Source organism: Sphingomonas ginkgonis, assembly GCF_003970925.1.
Lineage (GTDB): Bacteria > Pseudomonadota > Alphaproteobacteria > Sphingomonadales > Sphingomonadaceae > Sphingomicrobium > Sphingomicrobium ginkgonis.
This window is the reverse complement of record NZ_RWJF01000001.1, coordinates 416,992-439,812: the sequence shown is the minus strand read 5'-3', so window position 1 is coordinate 439,812 and position 22,821 is coordinate 416,992. Positions and strand designations below refer to the sequence as shown.

General features: G+C 67.8%; 27 protein-coding genes. 12 read left to right on the top strand and 15 right to left on the bottom strand.

The features are described from left to right. The first annotated feature begins 2 nt into the window (after positions 1–2). Positions 3–608: an ankyrin repeat domain-containing protein gene (locus HMF7854_RS02185; protein ID WP_126717605.1), complete on the top strand. Its 606-nt coding sequence runs from the start codon at positions 3–5 to the stop codon at positions 606–608. 4 nt (positions 609–612) lie between these two features. Here the strand turns inward: HMF7854_RS02185 and HMF7854_RS02180 are convergent, their stop codons facing one another. The 9 genes from HMF7854_RS02180 to HMF7854_RS02140 form a co-directional block, all read right to left on the bottom strand. Beyond that, complete coding sequence (locus tag HMF7854_RS02180; protein ID WP_185829122.1) at positions 613–1,110, bottom strand: MmcB family DNA repair protein; 498 nt, start codon at positions 1,108–1,110, stop codon at positions 613–615. A gap of 37 nt (positions 1,111–1,147) precedes the next feature. Next, the gene (locus HMF7854_RS02175; RefSeq protein WP_239017018.1) at positions 1,148–1,774 is read right to left on the bottom strand and encodes a cell wall hydrolase; all 627 of its coding nucleotides are present in this window, start codon (positions 1,772–1,774) and stop codon (positions 1,148–1,150) included. 201 nt (positions 1,775–1,975) lie between these two features. Beyond that, positions 1,976–2,317: a DUF1491 family protein gene (locus HMF7854_RS02170; protein WP_126717603.1), complete on the bottom strand. Its 342-nt coding sequence runs from the start codon at positions 2,315–2,317 to the stop codon at positions 1,976–1,978. Continuing rightward, positions 2,314–2,784 (bottom strand): PaaI family thioesterase, encoded by a 471-nt coding sequence (locus HMF7854_RS02165; RefSeq protein ID WP_126717602.1) that lies wholly within the window; start codon positions 2,782–2,784, stop codon positions 2,314–2,316. The genes HMF7854_RS02170 and HMF7854_RS02165 overlap by 4 nt, the downstream gene beginning before the upstream one ends. Then, positions 2,765–3,229 (bottom strand): PTS sugar transporter subunit IIA, encoded by a 465-nt coding sequence (locus tag HMF7854_RS02160; RefSeq protein ID WP_126717601.1) that lies wholly within the window; start codon positions 3,227–3,229, stop codon positions 2,765–2,767. Before HMF7854_RS02160 ends, HMF7854_RS02165 begins: the two co-directional genes overlap by 20 nt. 67 nt (positions 3,230–3,296) lie before the next feature. Beyond that, complete coding sequence (hpf, locus tag HMF7854_RS02155; RefSeq protein ID WP_126717600.1) at positions 3,297–3,881, bottom strand: ribosome hibernation-promoting factor, HPF/YfiA family; 585 nt, start codon at positions 3,879–3,881, stop codon at positions 3,297–3,299. A gap of 50 nt (positions 3,882–3,931) precedes the next feature. Beyond that, positions 3,932–4,651, bottom strand: a complete 720-nt coding sequence (dnaQ, locus tag HMF7854_RS02150) for a DNA polymerase III subunit epsilon (RefSeq protein ID WP_126717599.1) — start codon at positions 4,649–4,651, stop codon at positions 3,932–3,934. A gap of 8 nt (positions 4,652–4,659) precedes the next feature. Beyond that, positions 4,660–5,253, bottom strand: coding sequence for a dephospho-CoA kinase (gene coaE / locus HMF7854_RS02145; protein WP_126720013.1), 594 nt, complete (start codon positions 5,251–5,253; stop codon positions 4,660–4,662). A 16-nt stretch (positions 5,254–5,269) separates the two neighbouring features. After that, positions 5,270–5,854, bottom strand: coding sequence for a Maf family protein (locus tag HMF7854_RS02140; RefSeq protein WP_126717598.1), 585 nt, complete (start codon positions 5,852–5,854; stop codon positions 5,270–5,272). A gap of 290 nt (positions 5,855–6,144) precedes the next feature. On the opposite strand from HMF7854_RS02140, the gene hemE reads away from it, so the two are divergent. From hemE to HMF7854_RS02095, 9 genes are all read left to right on the top strand, one after another. Beyond that, on the top strand, positions 6,145–7,206 hold the full coding sequence (hemE, locus tag HMF7854_RS02135) for a uroporphyrinogen decarboxylase (RefSeq protein WP_275401997.1): 1,062 nt from the start codon (positions 6,145–6,147) through the stop codon (positions 7,204–7,206). Next, positions 7,203–7,670 carry a CopD family protein gene (locus HMF7854_RS02130; protein WP_126717597.1) on the top strand — a complete coding sequence of 156 codons (468 nt, stop codon included), beginning with the start codon at positions 7,203–7,205 and terminating at the stop codon, positions 7,668–7,670. The genes hemE and HMF7854_RS02130 overlap by 4 nt, the downstream gene beginning before the upstream one ends. Positions 7,671–7,820: 150 nt before the next feature. After that, positions 7,821–9,077 (top strand): transcription termination factor Rho, encoded by a 1,257-nt coding sequence (gene rho, locus HMF7854_RS02125; protein ID WP_126717596.1) that lies wholly within the window; start codon positions 7,821–7,823, stop codon positions 9,075–9,077. 150 nt (positions 9,078–9,227) lie between these two features. Then, entirely contained in the window at positions 9,228–9,938 is a 711-nt protein-coding gene (locus HMF7854_RS02120) for a YjbE family putative metal transport protein (protein WP_420822371.1), read from the top strand. Further along, positions 9,938–11,206, top strand: coding sequence for a tRNA uridine-5-carboxymethylaminomethyl(34) synthesis GTPase MnmE (mnmE, locus tag HMF7854_RS02115; protein WP_126717594.1), 1,269 nt, complete (start codon positions 9,938–9,940; stop codon positions 11,204–11,206). The genes HMF7854_RS02120 and mnmE overlap by 1 nt, the downstream gene beginning before the upstream one ends. Positions 11,207–11,291: 85 nt before the next feature. Then, on the top strand, positions 11,292–12,980 hold the full coding sequence (gene mnmG / locus HMF7854_RS02110) for a tRNA uridine-5-carboxymethylaminomethyl(34) synthesis enzyme MnmG (RefSeq protein ID WP_126717593.1): 1,689 nt from the start codon (positions 11,292–11,294) through the stop codon (positions 12,978–12,980). Beyond that, complete coding sequence (rsmG, locus tag HMF7854_RS02105) at positions 12,977–13,603, top strand: 16S rRNA (guanine(527)-N(7))-methyltransferase RsmG (RefSeq protein WP_126717592.1); 627 nt, start codon at positions 12,977–12,979, stop codon at positions 13,601–13,603. Before mnmG ends, rsmG begins: the two co-directional genes overlap by 4 nt. Then, complete coding sequence (locus tag HMF7854_RS02100) at positions 13,600–14,382, top strand: ParA family protein (RefSeq protein WP_126717591.1); 783 nt, start codon at positions 13,600–13,602, stop codon at positions 14,380–14,382. Before rsmG ends, HMF7854_RS02100 begins: the two co-directional genes overlap by 4 nt. Beyond that, positions 14,379–15,269, top strand: coding sequence for a ParB/RepB/Spo0J family partition protein (locus HMF7854_RS02095; protein ID WP_126717590.1), 891 nt, complete (start codon positions 14,379–14,381; stop codon positions 15,267–15,269). The genes HMF7854_RS02100 and HMF7854_RS02095 overlap by 4 nt, the downstream gene beginning before the upstream one ends. A 2-nt stretch (positions 15,270–15,271) precedes the next feature. Here HMF7854_RS02095 and HMF7854_RS02090 read toward each other — a convergent pair whose 3' ends face one another. From HMF7854_RS02090 to HMF7854_RS02075, 4 genes are read right to left on the bottom strand one after another with little or no spacing between them, the layout of a single operon-like run. Continuing rightward, the gene (locus HMF7854_RS02090; RefSeq protein WP_126717589.1) at positions 15,272–16,288 is read right to left on the bottom strand and encodes a DNA polymerase III subunit delta; all 1,017 of its coding nucleotides are present in this window, start codon (positions 16,286–16,288) and stop codon (positions 15,272–15,274) included. Continuing rightward, on the bottom strand, positions 16,285–16,788 hold the full coding sequence (lptE, locus tag HMF7854_RS02085) for an LPS assembly lipoprotein LptE (RefSeq protein ID WP_126717588.1): 504 nt from the start codon (positions 16,786–16,788) through the stop codon (positions 16,285–16,287). Before lptE ends, HMF7854_RS02090 begins: the two co-directional genes overlap by 4 nt. Next, entirely contained in the window at positions 16,785–19,292 is a 2,508-nt protein-coding gene (leuS, locus tag HMF7854_RS02080; protein ID WP_126717587.1) for a leucine--tRNA ligase, read from the bottom strand. The genes lptE and leuS overlap by 4 nt, the downstream gene beginning before the upstream one ends. Positions 19,293–19,308: 16 nt before the next feature. Then, positions 19,309–19,743, bottom strand: a complete 435-nt coding sequence (locus tag HMF7854_RS02075) for a DUF3576 domain-containing protein (protein ID WP_126717586.1) — start codon at positions 19,741–19,743, stop codon at positions 19,309–19,311. Between the two features lie 196 nt (positions 19,744–19,939). Between HMF7854_RS02075 and HMF7854_RS02070 the strand changes: the two genes are divergently transcribed. Then, complete coding sequence (locus tag HMF7854_RS02070) at positions 19,940–20,662, top strand: porin (RefSeq protein WP_126717585.1); 723 nt, start codon at positions 19,940–19,942, stop codon at positions 20,660–20,662. Here HMF7854_RS02070 and HMF7854_RS02065 read toward each other — a convergent pair. Further along, on the bottom strand, positions 20,652–21,119 hold the full coding sequence (locus HMF7854_RS02065; protein ID WP_126717584.1) for a mutator mutT family protein: 468 nt from the start codon (positions 21,117–21,119) through the stop codon (positions 20,652–20,654). The genes HMF7854_RS02070 and HMF7854_RS02065 overlap by 11 nt on opposite strands. A 23-nt stretch (positions 21,120–21,142) precedes the next feature. Between HMF7854_RS02065 and HMF7854_RS02060 the strand changes: the two genes are divergently transcribed. Continuing rightward, positions 21,143–21,799 carry a YggS family pyridoxal phosphate-dependent enzyme gene (locus tag HMF7854_RS02060; RefSeq protein ID WP_126717583.1) on the top strand — a complete coding sequence of 219 codons (657 nt, stop codon included), beginning with the start codon at positions 21,143–21,145 and terminating at the stop codon, positions 21,797–21,799. On the opposite strand, the gene ribA is transcribed toward HMF7854_RS02060, so the two are convergent. Beyond that, positions 21,796–22,821: a GTP cyclohydrolase II gene (gene ribA / locus HMF7854_RS02055; RefSeq protein WP_338056344.1), complete on the bottom strand. Its 1,026-nt coding sequence runs from the start codon at positions 22,819–22,821 to the stop codon at positions 21,796–21,798. The two genes, HMF7854_RS02060 and ribA, sit on opposite strands and share 4 nt — an antisense overlap.

The following is a 22,821-nucleotide window of genomic DNA, read 5'->3' as shown; positions in this document are numbered from 1 at the left end:
AGATGCGCCTTTTCAAAGGTGTAGTGATCGGCGTCGTGGCACTCGGGCTGGCTGGCGGAGCGGTTGCGCAGGGCGTTCCGCTGTCCGACGACGGCTACAGCTTCCTCCAGGCCGTCAAGGAACGCGACGGCGACAAGGTGATGAAGCTGCTCCAGTCGGCCTCCAACCTCACCAACTACAGCAGCGACGACGGGCAGACCCCGCTCAACGTGTCGATCGCCCGGCGCGACGACACCTATATCGCCTTCCTCCTGAGCAAGGGCGCGGATCCCAACTTCCAGGCGCGCGGCACCGGCGACGCCGCGCTGATCAGCGCGGCGCGGATCGGCTATGCCGACGCGGTCGACATGCTGCTCCAGCGCGGCGCCCGGGTCGACCTTGCCAACCGCGCGGGCGAGACCGCGCTGATCGTCGCGGTGCAGAACCACCAGACGGCGATCGTCAAGCGGCTGCTCGAGGCCGGCGCCAATCCCGACAAGAGCGATCATTCGCAGGGCTTCAGCGCGCGCGACTATGCCAAGCGCGACGGCGCCCGCTCGGCCGATCTGGTCAAGCTGTTCGACACGGTCGGCGCGAAGAAGCCCGCGGCCGGCCCGGTGCTTCGCTAGCGGCTCAGCTGCCGAGCCCGAGGGTCGGGTCGATCTGCCCAGCGAGCCGGCGCGCGGCGCGGCGGGCGAAGCGCAGCAGCTCGGCCTTGCGGCGCGCGGCGGCGAGCGGCCGGTGCGCAGCGTCGCGCATGATCGCGGCGTCGTAGCGGTCGGCGACGATCAGCCCGGCCTCGCCCGGAAGGAAGCGCTCCCCTTCGGTGATCGGCGCCAGCGCGGGCGGCACCGCCCAGTAGAAGCGGTCGCAATAGTCGAGATAGTCGTGCCACTTGGCGTCGCCGATCAGGTCGGCGCGGCTGACCTTGATCTCGACGATGGTCAGCTCGCCCTTGGGCCCGACCGCCATCAGGTCGGCGCGGCGGCCGTTGGGCAGGGGCACCTCGCAGATCGCGAACCAGTCCCCGCGGCACAGCAGGCGGGTGACTCCGCGCGCGACGTCGGTCGCGACCGGCGGCAGGTCGGCGAAGCAGTTGGCGGAGGTGCTGGGGTCGGAAGCGGCGGTCACGAGTCCCGGTTAGAACAAACCGGGATCAAGGCCAAGCCTAGCGGAAGAAGAGATGGTTGCCGATCGAGGCGACCATCGAGGCATGCCACGCCGGGCTGACATGCTTGGCGTGGAAGAAAAGCGCCTTCCCGACGTTCGATTCCATCAGCTTGTTGTCGACGATCTTGGCGATCGCCACCGCGGTCTTCCACTGCTGGCCCGAGCGTGGGACCGACGGCAGCGCGGCGCCGTGAATGAAGCTGAACTGGCCGCGCTGGAACACCACGCCACAATAGCTCTTGGCGAAGCGGCCCGACTTGGCGCGGTTGGCGATGACATGGCCGACCGCGAGCTGGCCGGCGAGCGGCTCGCTCTTCGATTCGAAGTAGACGGCGGTGGCCAGGCACTCGAGCTCGCGGCTGCCGGCCTCGGTGCTGCGGAGCTGGCCGACCATCTCGGACAGCGAGCCGCTGGCGTGGACCGGGGCGGGGGTGTCGAGAACCGGGGCGGGCGCGGGCAGCGCGGCCTCGCGGGTGACGGCGTCGGCGGTGGGGAGGACGGCGCTGCGGAGCAGCGGGGCATTCGCAACAGACGTGACCGCTTCACCGACCGACGGAACCGCTCCGGCTGGAGCGACCTGCGCGGGGGCCACCGAGGAGGCACCGAGCGCGACTGCGGCGAGCATCACGAAAAAGCGAATGGAAACCGTCACCAACTACACCGACATGTGCGGTGGATCGCCGCCGGGCATGCGTATGGGCGCTTACTGCGCGCCTGCCAGCCTTGGGAAATCCCCCGTCTGCGTGGTTTCCTGCCGGCCCCTCGCCGGTGAACGGAAACCCCCCGCTCTTGTTGGTTCCTCGTTTCACCGCATCCGGGGGGTTAATCAAGGCACGCCGGTCGTTTCATCGATGAATCGAGCCGAGGGCACGATGGCTAGCTCAATCAGCCATAAATCGGGATCGTTGCGTCGGCGACTCGTCATCCAGCCGTCCACCGCCGATTCGCTCGCGTCCTTCGGCCCGCTCCGCTGCCAGCGATAACGGCCGTCGGCGCCGAGCAGCCGTTCGAGCACCGCGGTGGTCGTGCCGCGCTCGGTGACCTGGATCAGCAGCCCGCCGCGCTCGCGGTCGCCGCGCGCGACGATCGTCCCGGTGCCGCCCAGCGCCTCGGCGCGGCGGAGCAGCCCGGCGACCTCGAGATGCGCGGCGAGCCGGTCGTCGCTCATGCCCGGTAGCCGTCCAGCCCGGCCAGCGGGATCCGGCTGCGCATGAAGGTACCGGTGCCGCGCGCGCATTCTTCCCCGCTCGAATCGATGATCCGCGCCTCGGCGACGAAGACCCGGCGCCGGCCGCTGATCCAGCGCCCCTCGGCGCGGGCGGGCCCTTCGCCGAGCGGCTTGGTGAAGAAGAGGTTGAACCCGGTGGTGAGGAGGAAGCGGTCGCTGACCAGGCTGTTCGCGGCGTAGAAGGCCGCGTCGTCCATCATCTTGAAATAGACGGTCCCGTGCGCGGCGCCGGCAGCGTGGAACAGCGCCGGACCGACGTCGAAGGCGATGCTCGACGTCCCCGCCGACTCGATCCGCAGCCGGGACTCGAACAACTGGTTGACCGGGGCGGAGCGGTAGAGCGATTCGAGCGCGCGGAAGTGCGCCGCTTCGCCCGCCGCCGCCGGCTCAAGCGGCGTCGCGTTCATCCGCGCCGAGGAGGACCGCCGCGAGCGCGTCCTGCGAGCGGGCGCCGCGCAGCTTCTCCAGCGTCGGCGCGTGGCGGACCAGCCGGCTGATCGCGGCGAGCGCCTTGAGGTGCTGCGCGCCCGATTCCGGCGGCGAGAGGAGGAAAAAGACGAGATCGACCGGGGCGCCGTCGACCGCCTTGTAGTCGATCGGCTCGGCGAGCCGGACCAGCATGCAGAAGTTGCGCGCCAGCCCCTCGATCTTGCCGTGGGGGATCGCGACACCGTTGCCGAAGCCGGTCGAGCCGAGCCGCTCGCGCTCGGCGATGGCGGCGGTGATCTGCGCGCCGTCGATTCCCAGCCGCTGTCCCGACTGCTGGCCGAGCAGCTGGAACAGCCCGCGCTTGTTGCCCGCGGTCACGCCGGTCCGGATCGTGTCGAAGTCGACGAAATCGCTCAGATGCATGGACGCACTCTCAACCGCCCGCCACGGGGCGGCGCCTACAATCAGTTACTGCAACAAATGTAAATGGTCAGGCGGTGCGAGGTTCCACCCAGCCGATCGTGCCGTCGTCCCGTTTGTAGACCATGTTGTGGGCGCCGGTCTTGCTGTTGCGGAACAGCAGCGCGTTGGTATTGCGCAGGTCCATCATCATCACCGCGTCGCTGACGCTGGCGTCGGGGATGTCGACCCGGGTCTCGGCGACGATCGGCGGATGCTCGATCACCGGCTCCTCCTCCTCGATCACCGGCGAGGCGAAGATGGTGTAGCTGGCGTTCTCGACGAATTCGTCGCGCGCCGCGCCGTTGGCGCCGCCGCCGCGCTCGCGCAGGCGGGCCATGTAGCGGCGCAGCTGCCGCTCGATCTTGTCGGCCGCGCCGTCGAAGGCGACGTGCGCGTCGCCCGCCCGGTTCGAGGCCTTGAGCACGATCCCCTGGTTCACCGGGGCGACGATGTCGCAGGTGAAGCCATTGTCGTGCGGGCCCTTGCCGAAGGTCACGTTGGCGCCGATCGCGCGCGCGAAATATTTGTCCGCCATGGCGTTGATGCGCCGACCAACATGGTCCTGCAGCGCGCCCCCGGTCTCCACCTGGTGACCTGCAACACGAACGTCCATGAGCTTTCTTCCTCAGATGTCAGCGGCGGCGGACCACCGATCCGACCGCCTCAGTGAACCGACACGCCTGCACTGGAGCCAAAGCGCTGCCACAAGGGCTCGGTAAGTCCGGCGACGAACTGGGCGTGCTTCTGCAATTCTTCAACACTCGCCGCGTGGGGACGCGGTGGCCGGACGGGGCGCCGCGCCGGATCGCCGGCCGTCGCCGCGGCGGAGTCCGCCCGAACCCCGGCGTCGGCGACCAGTCCCAGCCCGATCTGCCGGCCGCCGGTCAGCTCGACATAGACCTGGCTGAGCAGCTGCGCGTCGAGCAGCGCGCCATGCTTGACCCGCTGCGACCGGTCGACCCCGAAGCGGCTGCACAGGGCGTCGAGGCTGTGCTTGGCGCCGGGATGCTTGCCGCGCGCCATCACCAGCGTGCAGATCATCCGCGACAGGCAGACCGGGTCGCGCCCGCAGCGCTCGAGCTCGGCGTTGAGGAAAGAGAAGTCGAACCCCGCGTTGTGCGCGACTAGCGGGGAATCGCCGATGAACAGCAGCAGCTCCTCCGCCTTCTCGTGGAAGCGAGGCTTGTCCGAGAGGAAGATGGCGGACAGGCCGTGGACCGCCTCCGCCTCGCTCGGCATCGATCGCTCGGGGTTGAAATAGGCATGGAAGTGGCGCCCCGTCTCGACCCGGTTGACCAGCTCGATGCAGCCGATCTCGACCATGCGGTCCCCCGACGCCGGGTTCACGCCCGTCGTTTCCGTGTCGAACACAATCTCGCGCATGCCCGGAATCATGCGCCTTGAGCGAGACTCAGGCAAGCCAGGATTTGCTCCACTTGGGCTTCGGTCGCGGCGAGGCTGCCGCTGGTGTCGACCACGAAATCGGCCCGCGCGCGCTTGTCCGCGTCGCTCGTCTGCCGCTCGAGGATCGCGGCGAGCTTGGCCTCGCTCATCCCCGGCCGGCCGAGCACCCGCCGGCGCTGCAGCTCCGCCGGGGAGGAGACGACGATCACCTTGTCGAACGCCCGCTCGCCGCCGGTCTCGAACAGGAGGGGGATGTCGAACAGCAGCGCGGGCGAGTCCCGGTGCGCGGCGACGAAGGATTCGCGCGCGAGGAGCACCGCGGGATGGACGATCGCCTCGAGCGCGGCGAGCTCGTCGGGCTTGCCGAGCACCGCGGCGGCGAGCCGGGCGCGGTCGACCGCTCCGTCCCGCGTCGTGCCGGGGAAGCGCGCCTCGATCGGGGCGACCGTTGAGCCGCCGACGCCCTGCAGCGCGTGGACCGCCGCGTCGGCGTCGAACACCGGCACGCCGTGCCGCGCGAACATCGCCGCGACGGTCGATTTGCCCATGCCGATCAAGCCGGTGAGCGCCAGCCGGATCATCGCCGCCACGCCGCCGTCATGACGCCAGCACTCCTTCCGCCCGGAGCGCGCCGAGCAGCGGCAGCAGGGGCAGTCCGAGGACCGAGAAATGGCTTCCCTCGACCGCCTCGAACAGCTGCACCCCCAGCCCCTCGAAACGGAACACCCCGACGCAATAGGCGACCGCCGGCCACTCGGCGGCGAGATAGTCGCGGATGAAGGCGTCGCCGAGCGGCCGGACCTGGAGCCGCACCGTCTCCGCGTGGCGCCAGCGGATCGCGCCGCCGCGCGCGAGCACCGCCGCGCTGGTGAGTTCCATCGTCCGGCCGGCGAAGAAGCGGAGATGCTCCTCCGCCTCGGCCCGGTCGCGCGGCTTGGAGACGCGCCGGCCGTCCACCTCGACCAGGCTGTCGCTGCCGATCACCAGCGCGTCGGGTTCGCCGGCGCTGACCCCGAGCGCCTTGGCCTCGGCGAGCCGGGTGGCGAGGTCGGCCGCCGCGCCATGGTACCCGTCCTTGAGCTTGGCCTCGTCGACCCCCGGCGCGACCGCCCGGAAGCCGACCCCCGCAGCCGCCAGCAGCTCGGCGCGGATCGGGCTGGTCGAGGCGAGCAGAAGTTCCATGTTCGTTCCTGTGGAATATCCCGAGACGTTCGCTAGCGGGAATCGGTGGGCGCTCCAAACCGGCGCTTTGCCCCCAATCCGTCCCCAGTCGTCCCGCGATTCATGCCCAGCCGGTCGATTCAGCCCACAGCCTGTGAATCACGAGGGAGTCGCCGCGCGACTCGCGCCGACTCAACGAGTCGCCGATTCCCGCCCGCTGTTGGCAAAGCCGGGAGCCGCGCCTAAACCCCGCGCCCCGACGCCCAACAACAATCTCAATCCTACTATTCTTTAAATAAGAGGAGATAAGGGTGGCCCCGCCGCCGAGCGATCCGACCAGCCTGGCGAGCGCTGCCAAGCCCCTCCTGCGCGTGCTCCGCGGCGAGCGGCTCGACCCCCCGCCGGTATGGATGATGCGCCAGGCCGGGCGCTACCTCCCCGAGTACCGCGCACTCCGGGCCGACAAGGGCGGCTTCCTCGACATGGTCTATGACCCCGCCGCCGCGGCCGAGATCACGCTCCAGCCGCTCCGCCGCTTCCCGCTCGACGCCGCGATCCTCTTCTCCGACATCCTGATCGTCCCGCACGCGCTCGGTCAGCAGCTGAGCTTCGTCGCCGGCGAGGGGCCGCGGCTCGCTCCGCCGCTCAAGGATGCCTCGCTGGACGGCTTCCAGCCGGCCCCTGAGCGCTTCCAGGCGATCTACGAGACGGTCCGGCAGGTCAGGGCCGCGCTGGACCCCGCGACCACCTTCCTGGGCTTCGCAGGAAGCCCCTGGACCGTCGCCACCTACATGGTCGCGGGGCAGGGCAGCCGTGACCAGGAGGAGGCGCGCAGCCTCGCCTATCGTGACCCGGCGCGGTTCGCCGCGATCATCGCCGCGATCGAGCAGGCGACGGTCGACTATCTCGCCGGCCAGGTCGCGGCCGGGGTCGACGCGGTCCAGCTGTTCGACAGCTGGTCGGGCAGCCTCTCGCCGCTGCAGTTCGAGCAGTGGGTGATCGCCCCGACCGCGCGGATCGTCGCCGCGGTCCGCGAGCGCTGCCCCGGAACCCCGATCATCGGCTTTCCCAAGGGCGCCGGCGGCAAGCTCCCCGCCTACGCCCGCGAAACGGGGGTGGACGCGCTCGGGCTGGACGAGACGGTCGACCCGCGCTGGGCGGACGCGGCGCTCCCGCCCGGGCTTCCGGTCCAGGGCAATCTCGACCCGCTCGCGCTGATCGCCGGCGGCGAGCCGCTCGAGCGCGCGGTCCGCTTCGTCCTTGACGCGCTGAAGGACCGTCCCCACATCTTCAATCTCGGCCATGGCATTCAGCAGTTCACGCCGATTGCGCATGTCGAGCAGCTGTTCGCGCTGCTAGGGAATGCGGCATGAACGGTTTTCACGGATCGGATCTGGTCGGCTTCCTCGGCGCCGCCTACCCTTGGGTGAAGAGCGCGCACCTGACCTTCGTCATCTTCTGGATGGCGGGCCTGTTCATCCTGCCACGCTTCTATGTTTATCACCACGAGACCACGCCCGGATCCGCCGAGGACCGCGCCTGGATCGAGCGCGAGAAGCGGGTGCGGTCGATCATCCTCACCCCGGCGATGCTGCTGGTGTGGCTGTTCGGCCTGCTGCTGGCGTTTAACATCGGCGCATTCGGGCAGGGCTGGTTCTCGGCCAAGCTCGCGCTGGTGGTGGCGCTGACCGGCTACCAAGGCTGGATGGGCGCCTATGGGCGCAAGCTCGCGGGAGGCGCCCGCCCGCTCGAGAACAAGACGCTGCGGATCATGAACGAGGTGCCGGGGATCGCCGCGGTGCTCATCGTCACCCTGGTGATCGTCAAGCCGTTCTGAACCCTGATTGACTTGGCGCCCGCCGCGCCATAACGCCGATGACAAGCGCCGCGCCGGCCCTTCTTCCCGATCGCCGGTGCGACTATTCCCTGCGACGTCCTGCCGCCGGCCCGCTTGTCTCCCCTGTCTCCTTCATCAAAAGCCACCATCATGCATCTCAAGGACCTCAAGCAGAAAACCCCCGCCGACCTCGTCGCCATGGCCGAGGAAATGGGCGTCGAAGGCGCCTCCACCCTGCGCAAGCAGGACCTCATGTTCTCTATCCTCAAGGTCCGGGCGGAGAGCGGCGCCGAGATCATGGGCATGGGCACCATCGAGGTGCTCAACGACGGCTTCGGCTTCCTCCGCAGCCCCGAGGCGAACTATCTCGCCGGGCCGGACGACATCTATGTCGCGCCCAACCACGTCCGCCGCTTCGGCCTGCGCACCGGTGACACGGTCGAGGGCGAGATCCGCGCGCCCCGCGACGGCGAGCGCTACTTCGCGCTGACCCGCGTCACCCAGATCAATTTCGACGATCCCGAGGCGGTCCGCCACCGGGTCAACTTCGACAATCTGACGCCGCTCTACCCGGACGAGAAGCTGCGCCTCGACACGCTCGACCCGACCATCAAGGACAAGAGCGCGCGGGTGATCGACATCGTCGCCCCGCTCGGCAAGGGCCAGCGCGCGCTGATTGTCGCCCCGCCGCGGACCGGCAAGACCGTCCTGCTGCAGAACATCGCGCGGGCGATCACCGACAACAACCCGGAGGTCTTCCTCCTCGTCCTGCTGATCGACGAGCGGCCCGAGGAAGTCACCGACATGCAGCGCTCGGTGAAGGGCGAGGTCGTCTCCTCCACCTTCGACGAGCCCGCCAGCCGCCACGTCCAGGTCGCCGAGATGGTGATCGAGAAGGCCAAGCGGCTGGTAGAGCACAAGAAGGACGTGGTGATCCTGCTCGACTCGATCACCCGCCTTGGCCGCGCCTACAACACGGTCGTGCCCTCGTCGGGCAAGGTGCTGACCGGCGGTGTCGACGCCAACGCGCTGCAGCGTCCCAAGCGCTTCTTCGGCGCCGCCCGCAACATCGAGGAGGGCGGCTCGCTCTCGATCATCGCCACCGCGCTGATCGACACCGGCTCCAAGATGGACGAGGTTATTTTCGAGGAGTTCAAGGGTACCGGCAACAGCGAAATCGTGCTCGACCGCAAGGTCGCCGACAAGCGCATCTTCCCCTCGCTCGACGTCGGCAAATCCGGCACCCGCAAGGAGGAGCTGCTGGTCGAGCAGGGCATCCTGTCGAAGATGTGGGTGCTGCGCCGCATCCTCATGCAGATGGGAACGGTCGACGCGATGCAGTTCCTGCTCGACAAGATGAAGGACGCAAAGTCCAACGAGGACTTTTTTGCCTCAATGAATCAATAGCTTAGCGGGATTTCGCCGGCTTGGCCGGCGACCCTCCCGTGGGTTCCGCGCCACATGGCTTGAGCCGGTGGCCCTCTCTCCGTTAAGCGGGGCCCGGTGCCGGTCGCCGGTCGGCTGCCGTGACGAGAGGGGATCCACGTGCTTGATCTGATGGCCGCAGCGACGACGGCGGCGGCGCCGGGGCTTGGCGGCCCGGCCGCGATCTGGGGCCACATCGTGGCCGACTTCTCGCGCTTGAACGAGCCGGCGGCGCTCGCCGCTTTCTTCCAGGTCCTGATGATCGACCTCGTGCTGGCGGGGGACAATGCGATCGTCGTCGGCGCGCTCGCCGCCGGCCTGCCGCCCGCGGACCGGCGCAAGGTCATCGTCATCGGCGTGCTCGCCGCGCTGGTGCTGCGGATCGCCTTCGCGCTGGTGGTCAGCCAGCTGCTGCGGATCGTCGGGCTGGTGCTCGCGGGCGGCTTCCTCCTCCTGTGGGTCGCGTGGAAGATGTGGCGCGAGCTGCGCGCGGCGGCGGGGGAGAGTCCTGGCAGCGTCGAGATCGAGGGCGATGAGCATAGCGGCATGCGCCCGGCCAAGAGCTTCGCCGCGGCCGCCTGGGCCGTTGCCGTCGCCGACGTCAGCATGAGCCTCGACAATGTGCTGGCGGTCGCCGGCGCCGCGCGTGAGCATCCCGGCATCCTCATCGTCGGGCTGATCGTCGCCGTCGCGCTGATGGGCGTCGCCGCCAACATCATCGCCCGCTTCATCGAGCGCTATCGCTGGATCGCGTATGTCGGGCTGGTCGTGATCGTCTACGTCGCGCTGAAGATGATCTGGGAAGGCTGGCACAATGTCGCGCCCGTCCTCGGCCTCGGCTAGTGGCCGCCGACACCATTTACGCGCTGGCGAGCGGACGGCCGCCGGCGGCGATCGCCATTATCCGGATCAGCGGCCCCGCCGCGCATGATTCGGCCCGTGCGCTGGCGGGGGAGTTGCCACCGCCGCGTCTCGCCGCGCTGCGCTGGCTGCGTGACGCCGCCGGGCAGAAGCTGGACGAGGCGTTGTTGCTCCGCTTCGATGCGCCGGCGAGCGCAACCAGAGAGGATTGCGTCGAGCTGCATTGCCATGGTGGCCGCGCGGTCGTCGACGCGGTGCTCGCGGCGCTCGGTGCGACGGGCCTTGCCCGACTGGCCGAGCCGGGCGAGTTCACGCGCCGGGCGCTGGCGAACGGCCGGGTCGACCTGATCGCGGCGGAGGGGCTCGCCGACCTGCTCGAGGCCGAGACCGAGACCCAGCGACGCCAGGCGCTGGCGCTCGCCGACGGAACCCTCGGTGCCGCGATCCGCGGCTGGCGCGAGCGGCTGGTGAACCTCTCGGCGCAGGCCGAAGCGGCGATCGACTATGTCGACGAGGAGGAGGAGACCCGGACGGATCTCGAGCCTTTGCGGTGCGAGGCGGAAGGGCTGGTGCGGGAGTGGCGGTCTTGGCTGGACCGTCCATCCGCCGAAAAGCTGCGCGAGGGTATCCGGCTGGTTGTCGCGGGTCCGCCCAACGCGGGCAAGTCGAGCCTGGTCAACGCACTGGCAGGGAGCGAGCGGGCGATCGTAACGGCGATTGCCGGGACCACCCGTGACGTAATCGAGGTGCCGCTGGCGCTCGGCGGCGTGGCGTTCACGCTGGTCGACACCGCCGGGCAGCGCGACACCTACGATCCGGTCGAGCGGATCGGGGTGGCGCGGGCCGAGGCCGAGGCCGCGGGTGCCGACATCCTGCTCTGGCTTGGAGATGCGTCGGATGCTCCGATCCATGACCAGCTGATCCTGGTCGCCCCCAAGGCAGATCTCGAACAATCCGCGGTCGGTCTGCCGGTCTCGTCACTGACCGGCGCTGGCCTCACCGACCTCATGGCCGAGGTGCGCACCCGCGCATCGACCCTCCTGCCGCACGAAGGCCAGATCGCCCTCAACCGCCGCCAGCGCGATTGCCTCGCCGATGCCGAGGACGCCCTGGCATCACCGAGCAGCGACCTTCTCCTCCTCGCCGAACAACTCCGGGCTACCCTCCGCGCGCTCGACCACCTCACCGGCCAGGTAGGGATCGAAGACATGCTCGACGCCCTCTTCACCCGCTTCTGCCTCGGCAAATGATGTTCCACGTGGAACATCGGGTTGATTTCCTCTAAAGCACCGGCATCCCCCCGGGCGCGTTAGGGGTCCAAAGGCGACTCGAATTATGGTCGATATGTTCGATGTTATCGTAATTGGCGCCGGTCACGCCGGCTGCGAAGCCGCCACCGCGGCGGCACGTCGAGGCGCCCGAGTGGCGCTTCTGAGCTTCGACCGGGCAAACCTCGGGCAGATGTCCTGCAACCCGTCGATCGGCGGGGTGGGCAAGGGGCACCTCGTTCGCGAATTGGACGTGTTCGATGGGTTAATGGCAAGAGCGGCCGACCGGGCGGCTATTCACCGACGCATGCTGAACCGCTCGAAGGGGCCGGCAGTATGGGGTCCGCGCGTGCAAGCGGATCGGAGTGTCTATGCGTCAGCCATTCGCGAGATGGTTGGCCAAAGTGGTGTTCGACTGATCGAAGGCGAGGCGACTGACCTCGTTTTCGCATCGGATCGATTGCGCGGCGTGAAACTAAGCGACGGCACGATTCTGAATGCGCATGCCTTAGTAATTGCAACGGGCACTTTCCTGTCCGCCCGACTCTTCATCGGGGAGCAGACCCTTGTGGGGGGAAGAACGGGGGAGAAGTCCGCTCATGCACTCTCCGCGCGGCTGCGTGAGATCGGCCTCGGGCAGGGTCGGCTAAAAACGGGTACGCCACCTCGGCTGGATGGACGCACGATCGATTGGGCGCGCCTGGAATCTCAGCATAGCGATGCCGACCACTGGTCGATGTCGTTCCTTTCACTGCCCAACGACAATCCGCAGCTGAGTTGCGCAGTCACCCGGACTAACGAACATACGCACGAGGTCATCCGTTCAGCGAAGAGCCGATCTCCGCTATACTCAGGCGCTATTGGGGGAAGGGGGCCTCGATACTGTCCATCCATTGAGGATAAGGTGCAGCGATTTGGAGATCGCCACAGCCACCAGATTTTTCTGGAGCCTGAAAGTCTAACGAACCACGCCGTGTATCCGAATGGAGTATCCACTTCACTTCCAATTGAAATCCAGAGGAAGTTCCTCCGGACGATTGAAGGGCTTGAGCGAGTTCAAATCAGCAAGCCGGGTTACGCAGTTGAGTACGAGTTCGTTGATCCGCGGCGCCTTGATTCTACGTTGAGCGTGAAGGGTCTGAAAGGCCTGTTCCTCGCTGGGCAGATCAACGGCACCACTGGGTACGAGGAGGCCGCAGGGCAAGGCTTAGTGGCGGGGCTGAATGCTGCTGCAGTCGGGTGCGACCTGGCTCCGGTGCTGTTTGATCGAACCAGCAGCTACATTGGGGTCATGATTGATGATCTGACACTTCAAGGCGTCAGTGAGCCGTACCGAATGATGACAGCTCGATCTGAGTATCGACTGGCCTTACGCGCGGATAATGCCACTACTCGTCTGGGGACGACAGCAATCGATGCCGCGTGCATTAGCGTTGAACGACGCAAACTTATCGAAAGGCATTTGACTTCGCGAGCTTCTCCGACCTGGTCAGACACGCCGGAAGGCGCCGCCGACGCGCTCTATGCACCTTACCTCGATCGCCAGAAGCGCGAGTGGGAGCAGGTCCAGAGTGATCGAAAGCTGCCTATACCGTTAGGCTTTGCGTACCGAGCGGTTCCAGGTCTCTCTGGAGAGATGGTTGAACGTCTTGCATCTGCGTCCCCGGACAATCTCGAGCAGGCTTCGCGCATACCGGGCATCACGCCGGCGGCATTATCTGCCTTGAACGTAGCGCTTGTTCGCGCTGCGGCATGATTGAGGCTTTCGCCGCAGCAAGCGGGCGTGATGTTTCACGTGAAACATGGAAGCAGTTGAACGAATACGTCCGGCTGCTTGTCGACGAAAACAAGCGCCAAAACTTAATCGCGAAGAGCAGTGTCGCAGAGGTTTGGTCTCGACATCTGCTCGATAGCGCACAGCTGGTTCGACTTTCTTCGCCACTTATTCGGACGTGGCTGGACATTGGATCTGGCGCTGGACTCCCTGGCGTTGTTACCGCGATCCTGACGAACGAACCAACAACTCTCGTTGAACCTCGGCCGCTCCGCACCGCCTTCTTGACCAAGGTGAAGCATGATCTTGGCCTCGACAATCTTGAGATCGTAACCGGCAAGGTCGAGGGAGTCAGTGGACCATATTCTACGATCACGGCGCGAGCAGTGGCCTCGCTGTCCAATCTGTTCGCCGCCGCATGGCAGCTTGCCGCACCAGAGACACTGTGGATCCTGCCCAAGGGGCGTGGAGCAAAGATCGAAGTGGAAGAGGCGCGGCAAGCGTGGCAAGGTGATTTCCGGTTCGAGCCCAGCCTGACCAGCACTGAATCGCTGATCGTTGTCGCGAGTGGGGTTCGTCCGCGTTTCCGGGGAGGGAAGAGATGATCCGCGTCGCCATCGCGAATCAAAAGGGTGGGGTCGGTAAGACGACCACTGCGGTGAACCTGGCGACGGCACTGGCCGCAGTCGGCTGGAAGGTACTGCTGGTCGACCTCGATCCACAAGGCAACGCCTCGACGGGGCTCGGCGTCGGCCAATCTGTTCGCGAGAGAAGCAGTTATGACGTACTGATCGGAGAGGCGAGTATTGCGGAAGCGGTGATGCCGACGCGTGTTCCACGGCTTGACCTACTGCCCGCCACCCAGGATCTTTCGGGAGCCGAGATAGAATTGGTCGAGTTCGAGCGTCGGACTCACCGGCTTGCCGATGCGTTCGATCGATCGCCTGCCGGCCGATGGGACATCTGCCTCATCGACTGCCCACCTTCTCTGGGCCTGCTTACCGTGAATGCGCTAGTTGCGGCCAAGCATTTGCTGGTGCCGCTCCAGTGCGAATTCTTCGCACTCGAGGGGCTAAGCCAGTTGCTGCAGACGGTTGAGCGGATCAGGGTCCGCTTCAACGATGACCTTGGCATTCTTGGTGTTGCACTGACGATGTTTGATCGCCGCAACAACCTGAGTCAGGCAGTCGCCGACGATGTGCGCGCCTGTCTCGGCACCGCCGTGTTCGAAACAGTGGTGCCGCGAAACGTCCGTCTTTCCGAAGCGCCGAGCCATGGCCTCCCAGCCTTGATCTACGACCTTAAGTGCCCGGGATCCGAGGCCTATGTGAAGCTTGCCCGCGAGTTGATGGGCCGGTTGCCGCGCCCGGCGGAAGCGGCATGAGCCTGCGCAAGCCTGGCATGGGGCTCGGCCGCGGACTGTCTGCCCTCCTGGAGGAGCAAGGGCGTCCGGATCCCGATGCGGCCCCCCAAGATCGAGCCGGTCCACGCGAGATTGAGATTGCCTCCATTCGGCCGAACCCGAACCAGCCAAGACGACAGTTCGACGAGGAGAGCATTGCCGAGCTCGCCCAATCGATCAGCGCTCGCGGCGTGCTCCAGCCCATTCTCGTGCGGCTGGCAGCTGGTGGTACCTACCAGATCATCGCCGGTGAGCGGCGTTGGCGGGCTGCCCAGCGCGCGCAACTGCACCGCATCCCGGCAATCGTCCGAGAGATGGACGATGCCGCCACGGCCGAAGTCGCGCTGATCGAGAATATTCAGCGCGACGATCTCAATGCGCTGGAAGAGGCGCAGGGCTACAAGGCGTTAATCACTACGTACGGCCATCGCCAGGAAGACGTCGCCGCGCTCGTCCACAAGTCGCGTAGCCACGTCACTAACCTATTGAGATTGCTCGATCTTCCCGAGTTCGTCCAGAAGGCCTTGATGAACGGCGAGATCAACATGGGGCATGCCCGGGCGGTCGCCGCGGCGGCTGATCCTGAGGCGCTGACCCGCGAGATCATCGAGAAGGGTCTGTCGGTGCGACAAGCGGAGGCACTGGCCAAGCAGGTGCGGCCGGGCGGCGAGCAGCCGAAAGGCGCTGGTCGAACCGGCGGCGGCTCGGCGGATGCTGACCTTGTCGCGTTGGAACGGCAGCTTGGGGACGTGACCGGACTCAAGGTCAAGCTGACCCATGGAGCGAAGGGCGGAACGGTGACGCTGGCCTACTCCAATCTGGATCAGCTCGACATGATCTGCCAGCGCCTGTCCGGCGAAACGATCTGAACTCAGCGCCGAGCGGCTGCGCGGGCAATCGCTACTATCTCTTCGCCCAGCGACGCATCTGTGGGGATCGGCTGGAGCATCAGGTTACACTCGAGCTGGGCAAGCCGCTCACCTAGCTGAGCGAGCTTGTCGGCATTCCACAGGCGCAGCATCGGCGCGATCGCGTCGAAGTCGCGCCAGAAGAGCGTGCGCTTCTGCGTTGCAAGCACCGAATCGACGCTCTCACCTCCTTGAACGCGAGCGTGCAAGGGGGCGAGCAGCAGAAGCCGGCGCTGCAGCGCGCGGAGGAGGGATATCGCCTCGAGGCTCCCAGCCTCAAGCCGGTCGAGCTCGGCCACGAGCGCAACGGTCGAGCCAGTCAGCGCAAGGTCGACCGCGCGGCTACCTTCGCCTTCGCTGGCGTCGACCCCGACCGCATCGACCGTGTCATGGCCGAGATCCTTGGGAGCGCCCGGGGTGGCATCCAGATAGAGCGCGAACTTGGTCAGTTCCTGCCGCGCGACGAGCGGATCGGCGTTGGTGGCCTGCGCCACTCGGCGGGCCACGTCGGGGCGGATGCGCAGGCCGACCGATGCCGCGAGCGCCAATATCGCCTGATCGGCATCGCGCGCGGACGGCTCATAACTGACATGGGCGAGAGCGGTCTTGGCTCCCTCCGCCAGCTTGAGCAGCGCCGACCCCTTGCGGAGCTTGCCGGCGATCGCGACCGTCGCACTTTCGGCTGCGGGCGCGTCGAGCAGGGCCGTCACGGCGGCGGCGCATTCCTCACCCGCGGGTTCAATCCACAGCAACCGCGCTCCCCCGAACAGGCCGATCGCCTGCGCCTCGTCCACCAATCGGGCCGGATCAGAGCGGAGTTCGGCCGCGGCGAGCGGCGCCTTCTCGGCCGCGCAGCCCTTCAGGAGCCGGTCCGCGAGTGCGCGCGAGGTGGAGCCGTCGTCGCCGTGGAACAGGTAGAAGCGAATCGCCGGGTCCGGACGGTCGAGCGCCTCGCCGAGCCGCTTTCGGTCGGCCTTCACCGGCGGCCTGCGCCACCCGTGCGCGCGGTGAACAGGCTGAGCCGGGCGACGATCTGGTCGGCAACCACCTGCGTCAGATTCTCGAGTGCGGTCTGCTCGGCCGCGACGGTGGCATATTCGCTGCTGACGACGTCGAGGCCAGCGTCGCTGCCGGCAGTCGCGTCGAGCACCGTCGTCCCGGTGGCGCTGTCGATCAGCTGATAGCGGGCGCGCAGCGTCCGCCGTTCGCGGGTCGCGGCACGGTCGGAGCGAATGCCGAAGCGGCTGAGATTGTCGTCGAGCTCGACGTGCAGCCGGTAGCTCGCCGCACCCTCACCATTGCCCAGCCGGTCGAACAGCGCATTGCGCATCAGCCAGCCGCTGCGATTGGGCATCGGGTCGACGGCAATGGTCCGAAGCGCCGCCACTGTCGGGTTGGCGCTGCCCCCGCCATAGAGCGGCTGGAGCCCGCAGCCCGAAAGCAGCGCCGCGGCGAGCGAAAGGAACAGGACCGACCTCACAGGACGATGTTCACCAGGCGGTCGGGAACCACGATGACCTTGCGCGGCGTTCCGCCGTCGAGCAGCCGGGCGATCTTGTCGCTGCCGAGCGCCATCGCCTGAAGGTCCTCGCGCGCCGCACCACGCGGGGCGGTGAGCGTGTCGCGCAGCTTGCCATTGACCTGCACCGCCACGGTCACTTCATTCTCCACCAGCAGCGCGTGATCATGCTCCGGCCATTCCGCGTCGACAACCATCCCGGGTTCGCCCAACGCCGCCCACGCTTCCTCGGCGAGGTGCGGCGCCATCGGCGCGACGAGCCGAACGAGGGTATGGACCGCCGCGTCCCGATCGGCAGACGGGCCGGCCTTCTCGATCGCGCTGGTGAGCTCGTAGAGCGCGGCGACCGACTTGTTGAACTGCAACCCCTCGATCGCCTCGCCGACCGCGACGATGGTGCGGTGGAGCTTGCGGCGCAGCGCCAGGTCCTCGCCGTTCCCCGATCCCGTCGCCTGAACCAGCCGCCAGACCCGCTGGACGAAGCGCGCAGCGCCCTCGATCCCTCCGATCGACCACTCGAGGTCGCGTTCGGGCGGGGAGTCGGAGAGCATGAACCAGCGCACCGCGTCGGCCCCGTAGCGGGCGAGGATCGGCTCGGGATCGACCGTATTTCTCTTCGACTTGGACATCTTCTCGACGCGGCCGGAGGTCACGGGCGCGCCGCTTTCGATGTGAACCCAGTCGTCCCCGTCGCGGCGGACCTCGGTCGGGCTGAGCCAGCTGCCGTCGCCGGCGCGGTAGGTCTCGTGCGTGACCATTCCCTGCGTGAACAGGCCCTTGAACGGCTCGGCGACCCCGAGACGGCCAATCCGCTCAAGCGCGCGAGTCCAAAAGCGAGCGTAGAGGAGGTGGAGAATCGCATGCTCGACCCCGCCGATATACTGGCCGACCGGCAGCCATTGCTCCGCCTCGGCCCGGTCGAACGGCTGGTCCTTGGGCTGGCTGGCAAAGCGGATGAAGTACCAGCTGGAATCGACGAAGGTGTCGAGCGTGTCGGTCTCGCGGCGGGCGGGGGCGCGGCAGCTCGGGCAGGGCACCAGTCGCCATCCATCGTGGCGGTCGAGCGGGTTGCCTGGAACATCGAAGCTGACGTCCTCGGGCAGGACCACGGGAAGCTGGTCGCGCGGCACTGGCACCGCGCCGCAGGCTTCGCAGTGGATGATCGGGATCGGGGTGCCCCAGTAGCGCTGGCGCGACACGCCCCAGTCGCGCAAGCGGTACTGGGTCTTACCCTCGCCCCAGCCGGCGGTCTCGGCGCGGCGAATCACTTCGGCGGCAGCTTCGGCGCTCGCGAGACCGTCGAGAAACCGCGAGTTAACCGCCACGCCGTGGCCGGTTTCGGCCGCGGTGACCGGGTCCGACGCCGCCGCCATGTCGCCCGCAACGACCCGCCGGATCGGCAGGCGGTACTTGGTGGCGAAGTCATGGTCCCGCTCGTCGTGCGCCGGAACGCCGAACAGCGCGCCGGTGCCATAGTCCATCAGCACGAAGTTCGCGATCCAGACCGGCAGGCGCCAGCCTGAGTCGAGCGGATGAACAACCTCGATGCCAGTGTCGAAGCCGAGCTTCTCCGCGGTCTCGATTTCTGCCGCGCTGGTCCCGCCGGCGCGCGCCTTGGCGACGAACTCGGCGACGTCGGGTCGCGCCGCGGCGAGTGCCTCGGCAATCGGGTGACCGGGCGAAATGGCAACGAAGCTCGCCCCGAAGATGGTGTCGGGACGGGTGGTGAAGACCTCGATGTCGCCGCTGTTGTCGGCCAACCGGAAGCGGAACTGCAGGCCGCGGCTCTTGCCGATCCAGTTCTCCTGCATCAGCCGCACCTTGTCCGGCCACTGGTCGAGCGAACCGAGCCCGTCGAGCAGTTCCTCGGCGAAGTCGGTGATCTTGAGGAACCACTGGCTGAGCTTGCGCCGCTCCACCAGCGCGCCGGAACGCCAGCCGCGACCGTCGATCACCTGCTCATTGGCGAGCACGGTCATGTCGACCGGATCCCAGTTGACCTCGCTTTCCTTGCGAGTGACCAGCCCGGCCGCGAACAGGTCGAGGAACAGAGCCTGCTCGTGCCCATAATAGTCGGGCTCGCAGGTGGCGAGCTCGCGGCTCCAGTCCAGGGCAAAGCCGATCCGCTTCAGCTGGTCGCGCATGGTGGCGATGTTAGCGCGGGTCCAGTCGCCGGGATGGACCTTGCGCTCCATTGCCGCATTCTCGGCCGGCATGCCGAACGCGTCCCACCCCATCGGGTGGAGCACTTCCATGCCTTGCATCCGCCGGTAACGGGCGAGCACGTCGCCCATCGTGTAGTTGCGGACGTGGCCCATGTGGATGCGCCCCGACGGGTAGGGGAACATCTCCAGCACGTAGGACTTGGGTTTGGGGCTCGCGCTGTCGGCGCGGAAGCTTTCCTCGGCCTCCCAACGCTCCTGCCAGCGGCGGTCGCTAGCCGCCGGGTCGAAGCGGTCGGTCATGGACGTTCCTCTCCGGTCAGCCGGCGACCGCGCTGCGCCGCAAGTCGCGGGCGCGGGTCAGAATGATATCCTCCAGCTTCTGCACCGTCGCGGCGCTGACCGGCGCGTCGACCCAGGCACCGCCCTGGTTGACCTGGCGGGTGGCGGCGACGCGCAGCGCATCGGCGCGAAGGTCCTGGTCAAGGATCGAGACGGTCAGCTTGACCCGCTCGCCCGGTGCTGACGGCTGGCTGTACCAGTCGGTGACGATCACGCCGCCGTTACTGTCGGCCTGAAGCAGCGGGGCGAAGCTCACCGTGTCGATCGCGGCGCGCCACAGGTAGGAATTGACGCCGATCGACGTCATCCGGGCGGGCGCCAGCCGGTTCGGCAGTGCGCGGTTGCGGGCGCAGCCGGCGGCGGCGAGCGCCAGCGGGATCATCGCGGCGGCGGCGAGGTGGATTCTGGCCATGATGTGGAGCTCTCACGCTGGGGAATTTGCTCCGGCGTTATAGAGGGGGCGCCGGACGCCGCAAGCGCCCGCAAGCCGGGTCGGACGAACGCTCATGAGGACTCCTTGCAACAGCGGCAGGAGATTCCATCCGGTCGTGGAACATTAAGTTTCGCGGCGCTATATCCATTCGACAGGGAGGGTTTGTTCGGTGTCCATGCGGGTCGCCAAAGGCTGGAAGATCGGAGCTGCGCTGGGCGCGGCCGGACTTCTGCTGCCGTCGGCGATCGCGCTTGCCGCGCCGGCCGCGATCAAGGCCCGCGCGCCCGCTATCTCCTTCAGTTTCGACCGGTTTGCGACGTTCACGCCGGCGCAGGGCGATCCCCGGCTAGCCGCCAGCTTTGCCAATCGACCGACCATGGCCGGTGATTTCCACTTTACGCCGAGCGCGGCGCGAGGCCGGCCGTCGCAGCTGCGAGTCGCGATTCGTGCCCGGGCTCAGACCCCCGCCGAGGTGGTCCGTGGCCGCGACATGAACGCGCCGCTCAATACCGGCCTGACTGCCTTGACTCCAGCCAGCTACAATCTTGGCGTCGCGGTGGGCTGGAAGCGTTTCGCGGTGTCCGGCGACGTCGCCCGCTCGAGCGCGCCCAACCCGGCGCTCGGGAGCCGCGAGGGCGCGGTGCTCGGGGTCAGCTACAACCTCAACCGCTTCACCCCGCGGATCGCCGCCAGCGCCGACCGCAGCACGGGCAAGCAGGCCGTCGCGCTCGGCGACCAGCAGAACTACGCCGTCGACCTCGGCACCGATTATCGCCTGAGCCAGCGCCTCTCGCTGACCGGCGGCGTTCGCTACAAGGTCGAGCGCGACCGTGTCGCGCTGAGCGACGAGCGGCGCGACAGCCAGGCCGTCTACATCGGGACCGCGTTCAAGTTCTGACGCGCCACGCGTCGATCGCTCCCCAGCCATTGAACCCCAGCCGTTCCACGCGCCGATAGTGGCGTGCGTCCATCCCGCCAAGCGCCAGTGCGCGACCGCCGGCGAGCCGCGCCAATGTCGCCGCGCGCATCCGCGGCAGTGGCGTCCGCTCGGGATGCGAACGGGTCCGATGGAGCGAACTGACGAAGATCAGCGGGACGTTGCGGCCGAGTGCCCGGCGAAGCTCGCGGCAGTCATGGATTCGCGCGACCTGACCTCGCGCCTCATCGACCAGCAGCAAGCCGCGCCGCCGCGCAACCCGGGCGAGGCGGTCGAGCAGCCGGCGCCGCTCGGCGGGCGGCAGGTGGTGATGGCGCACGACCACGCCCGCCCCGCGCGGCAGCCGGGCGAGAACGGGTTCCAGCGGTTCGAGCCGCGGATCGGTGAACAGCCATCGCTGGTGCTGGCGGGTGGGCATCGCCTTTCCTATAGCGCGGCGCCATGAGCAGCGCTTCCCTTCGCCGGCAGAGGATCCTCGACCAGATCGCGCGAGCGGCCGACGTAGCCCAGCGCGACCCGGAGGCGATCCGGCTGGTGGCCGTGTCGAAAACGCGCGATGCCGCAGCGATCGAGGCCCTGATCGACGCCGGCCAGTCAGAGTTTGGCGAGAACCGCGTGCAGGAAGCCGAGGCCAAGTGGCCGCCGCTGCTCGAGCGCTTCCCGCACGTCCGGCTGCATGGGATCGGCCAGCTTCAATCAAACAAGGCCGAGGCCGCAGTCCGCCTCTTTTCCGCCATCCATTCGCTCGATCGGCCGTCGCTACTTGCCGCCCTTGCTCGCGAGGCCAAGGTGGCGGGGCGCGCGCCGGAGACCTTCGTCCAAGTCAACATCGGTGACGAACCGCAGAAGGGCGGAGTCGCCATTGCCGCGCTGGCCCCCTTCCTCGAGCAGGTCCGTGCGACTCCGCTGCCGTTGGCCGGGCTGATGTGCATTCCGCCAGCCGAGCCGGAGCCTGGCCCCTTCTTCGCGCTGCTGGCGAAGCTGGCGCGGCGGCATGACGTCGGTGGACTCAGCATAGGCATGAGCGCGGACTTTCCGACCGCAATGATGCTGGGCGCCACGGTGCTGCGGGTCGGGACGGCCTTCTTCGAGGATTAGACCAGGTGGCCGCTCTTCTTGCGCTTGGTCGCGAGATAGTCGGCATTGTGCGGGTTGGCGGGAAGATGGTGAGCAACCCGCTCCACCACCTCGATCCCCTCGGCGGCAAGCCCGGCCAGCTTGTTCGGGTTGTTGGTGAGAAGGCGGACCCGGTCAAATCCAAGCGTGCGGAGCATCGCCGCGGCGAGCGCATAGTCGCGGGCATCGTCGGGGAAGCCGAGCCGGCGATTGGCTTCGACCGTATCGAGACCGCGGTCTTGCAGCGCATAGGCCCGCAGCTTGTTGGCTAACCCGATCCCACGTCCTTCCTGGCGCAGGTACAGGAGGATCCCGCCTCCATCGGCGGCGATCAGCCGGAGCGCCTCGTGAAGCTGCGGCCCACAGTCGCACTTGAGGGAGCCAAACACGTCGCCGGTAAGGCACTCGCTGTGGAGCCGGACGAGCGGCGGCCGGCCGCCGGGCGCCCCCACCATCAATGCGACATGCTCGCTGCCGTCGTCGGGCGCACGGAAAGCGACCATCTGCGTCTGGTCGAGCCCGGCGATGGGCAGGCGGGCGCGGGCAACGATCTCCGCCCGGCCGCGGCGGGCGGCAGAGACGACCTCGGCTGGAGTGACCCGTACGGGTACCTCGGCATCGACCAGCCAGATCGCCGGGAGCACGCCGGCGAGCCGGCACAGCAGCAGGGCGGCAGCGGCCTCCTCCACCGGCTCCGCGGCGGCGACCTCGAGCGGACCGGCCAGGAAGCGGTTCATGTCGCGGGCAGGATCGGCGAGCGCGCGCACCTCGTCGGCGCCGAGCCAGTCGCTCCGTCCAACCCGCACGGGGGCACCACTGGCGCCGGCGATCTCATTGGCGAGGCTGAGCGCCGCAGCGCGTTCGTGGCTGATGACGGCAGGTGCGGTCCGGTCCGAGTCTAGCAGTGCCAGCATTGCATCACCGGCGGTCTCGACCGCCAGGATGGTCAGCGCGCCGACGCCGACCGGGCGACCCGAACGGAGCGCGGCAAGCGCGGCCGGCAC

Bases quoted from the DNA above. Each gene is read 5' to 3' on its own strand.
- HMF7854_RS02185 (WP_126717605.1), top strand. From the start codon at position 3: ATGCGCCTTTTCAAAGGTGTAGTGATCGGCGTCGTGGCACTCGGGCTG.
- HMF7854_RS02175 (WP_239017018.1), bottom strand. From the start codon at position 1,774: ATGCTCGCCGCAGTCGCGCTCGGTGCCTCCTCGGTGGCCCCCGCGCAG.
- HMF7854_RS02170 (WP_126717603.1), bottom strand. From the start codon at position 2,317: ATGAGCGACGACCGGCTCGCCGCGCATCTCGAGGTCGCCGGGCTGCTC.
- HMF7854_RS02165 (WP_126717602.1), bottom strand. From the start codon at position 2,784: ATGAACGCGACGCCGCTTGAGCCGGCGGCGGCGGGCGAAGCGGCGCAC.
- HMF7854_RS02160 (WP_126717601.1), bottom strand. From the start codon at position 3,229: ATGCATCTGAGCGATTTCGTCGACTTCGACACGATCCGGACCGGCGTG.
- hpf (WP_126717600.1), bottom strand. From the start codon at position 3,881: ATGGACGTTCGTGTTGCAGGTCACCAGGTGGAGACCGGGGGCGCGCTG.
- dnaQ (WP_126717599.1), bottom strand. From the start codon at position 4,651: ATGCGCGAGATTGTGTTCGACACGGAAACGACGGGCGTGAACCCGGCG.
- coaE (WP_126720013.1), bottom strand. From the start codon at position 5,253: ATGATCCGGCTGGCGCTCACCGGCTTGATCGGCATGGGCAAATCGACC.
- HMF7854_RS02140 (WP_126717598.1), bottom strand. From the start codon at position 5,854: ATGGAACTTCTGCTCGCCTCGACCAGCCCGATCCGCGCCGAGCTGCTG.
- HMF7854_RS02130 (WP_126717597.1), top strand. From the start codon at position 7,203: ATGAACGGTTTTCACGGATCGGATCTGGTCGGCTTCCTCGGCGCCGCC.
- rho (WP_126717596.1), top strand. From the start codon at position 7,821: ATGCATCTCAAGGACCTCAAGCAGAAAACCCCCGCCGACCTCGTCGCC.
- HMF7854_RS02120 (WP_420822371.1), top strand. From the start codon at position 9,228: ATGGCCGCAGCGACGACGGCGGCGGCGCCGGGGCTTGGCGGCCCGGCC.
- mnmG (WP_126717593.1), top strand. From the start codon at position 11,292: ATGGTCGATATGTTCGATGTTATCGTAATTGGCGCCGGTCACGCCGGC.
- rsmG (WP_126717592.1), top strand. From the start codon at position 12,977: ATGATTGAGGCTTTCGCCGCAGCAAGCGGGCGTGATGTTTCACGTGAA.
- HMF7854_RS02100 (WP_126717591.1), top strand. From the start codon at position 13,600: ATGATCCGCGTCGCCATCGCGAATCAAAAGGGTGGGGTCGGTAAGACG.
- HMF7854_RS02095 (WP_126717590.1), top strand. From the start codon at position 14,379: ATGAGCCTGCGCAAGCCTGGCATGGGGCTCGGCCGCGGACTGTCTGCC.
- leuS (WP_126717587.1), bottom strand. From the start codon at position 19,292: ATGACCGACCGCTTCGACCCGGCGGCTAGCGACCGCCGCTGGCAGGAG.
- HMF7854_RS02075 (WP_126717586.1), bottom strand. From the start codon at position 19,743: ATGGCCAGAATCCACCTCGCCGCCGCCGCGATGATCCCGCTGGCGCTC.
- HMF7854_RS02070 (WP_126717585.1), top strand. From the start codon at position 19,940: ATGCGGGTCGCCAAAGGCTGGAAGATCGGAGCTGCGCTGGGCGCGGCC.
- HMF7854_RS02065 (WP_126717584.1), bottom strand. From the start codon at position 21,119: ATGCCCACCCGCCAGCACCAGCGATGGCTGTTCACCGATCCGCGGCTC.
- HMF7854_RS02060 (WP_126717583.1), top strand. From the start codon at position 21,143: ATGAGCAGCGCTTCCCTTCGCCGGCAGAGGATCCTCGACCAGATCGCG.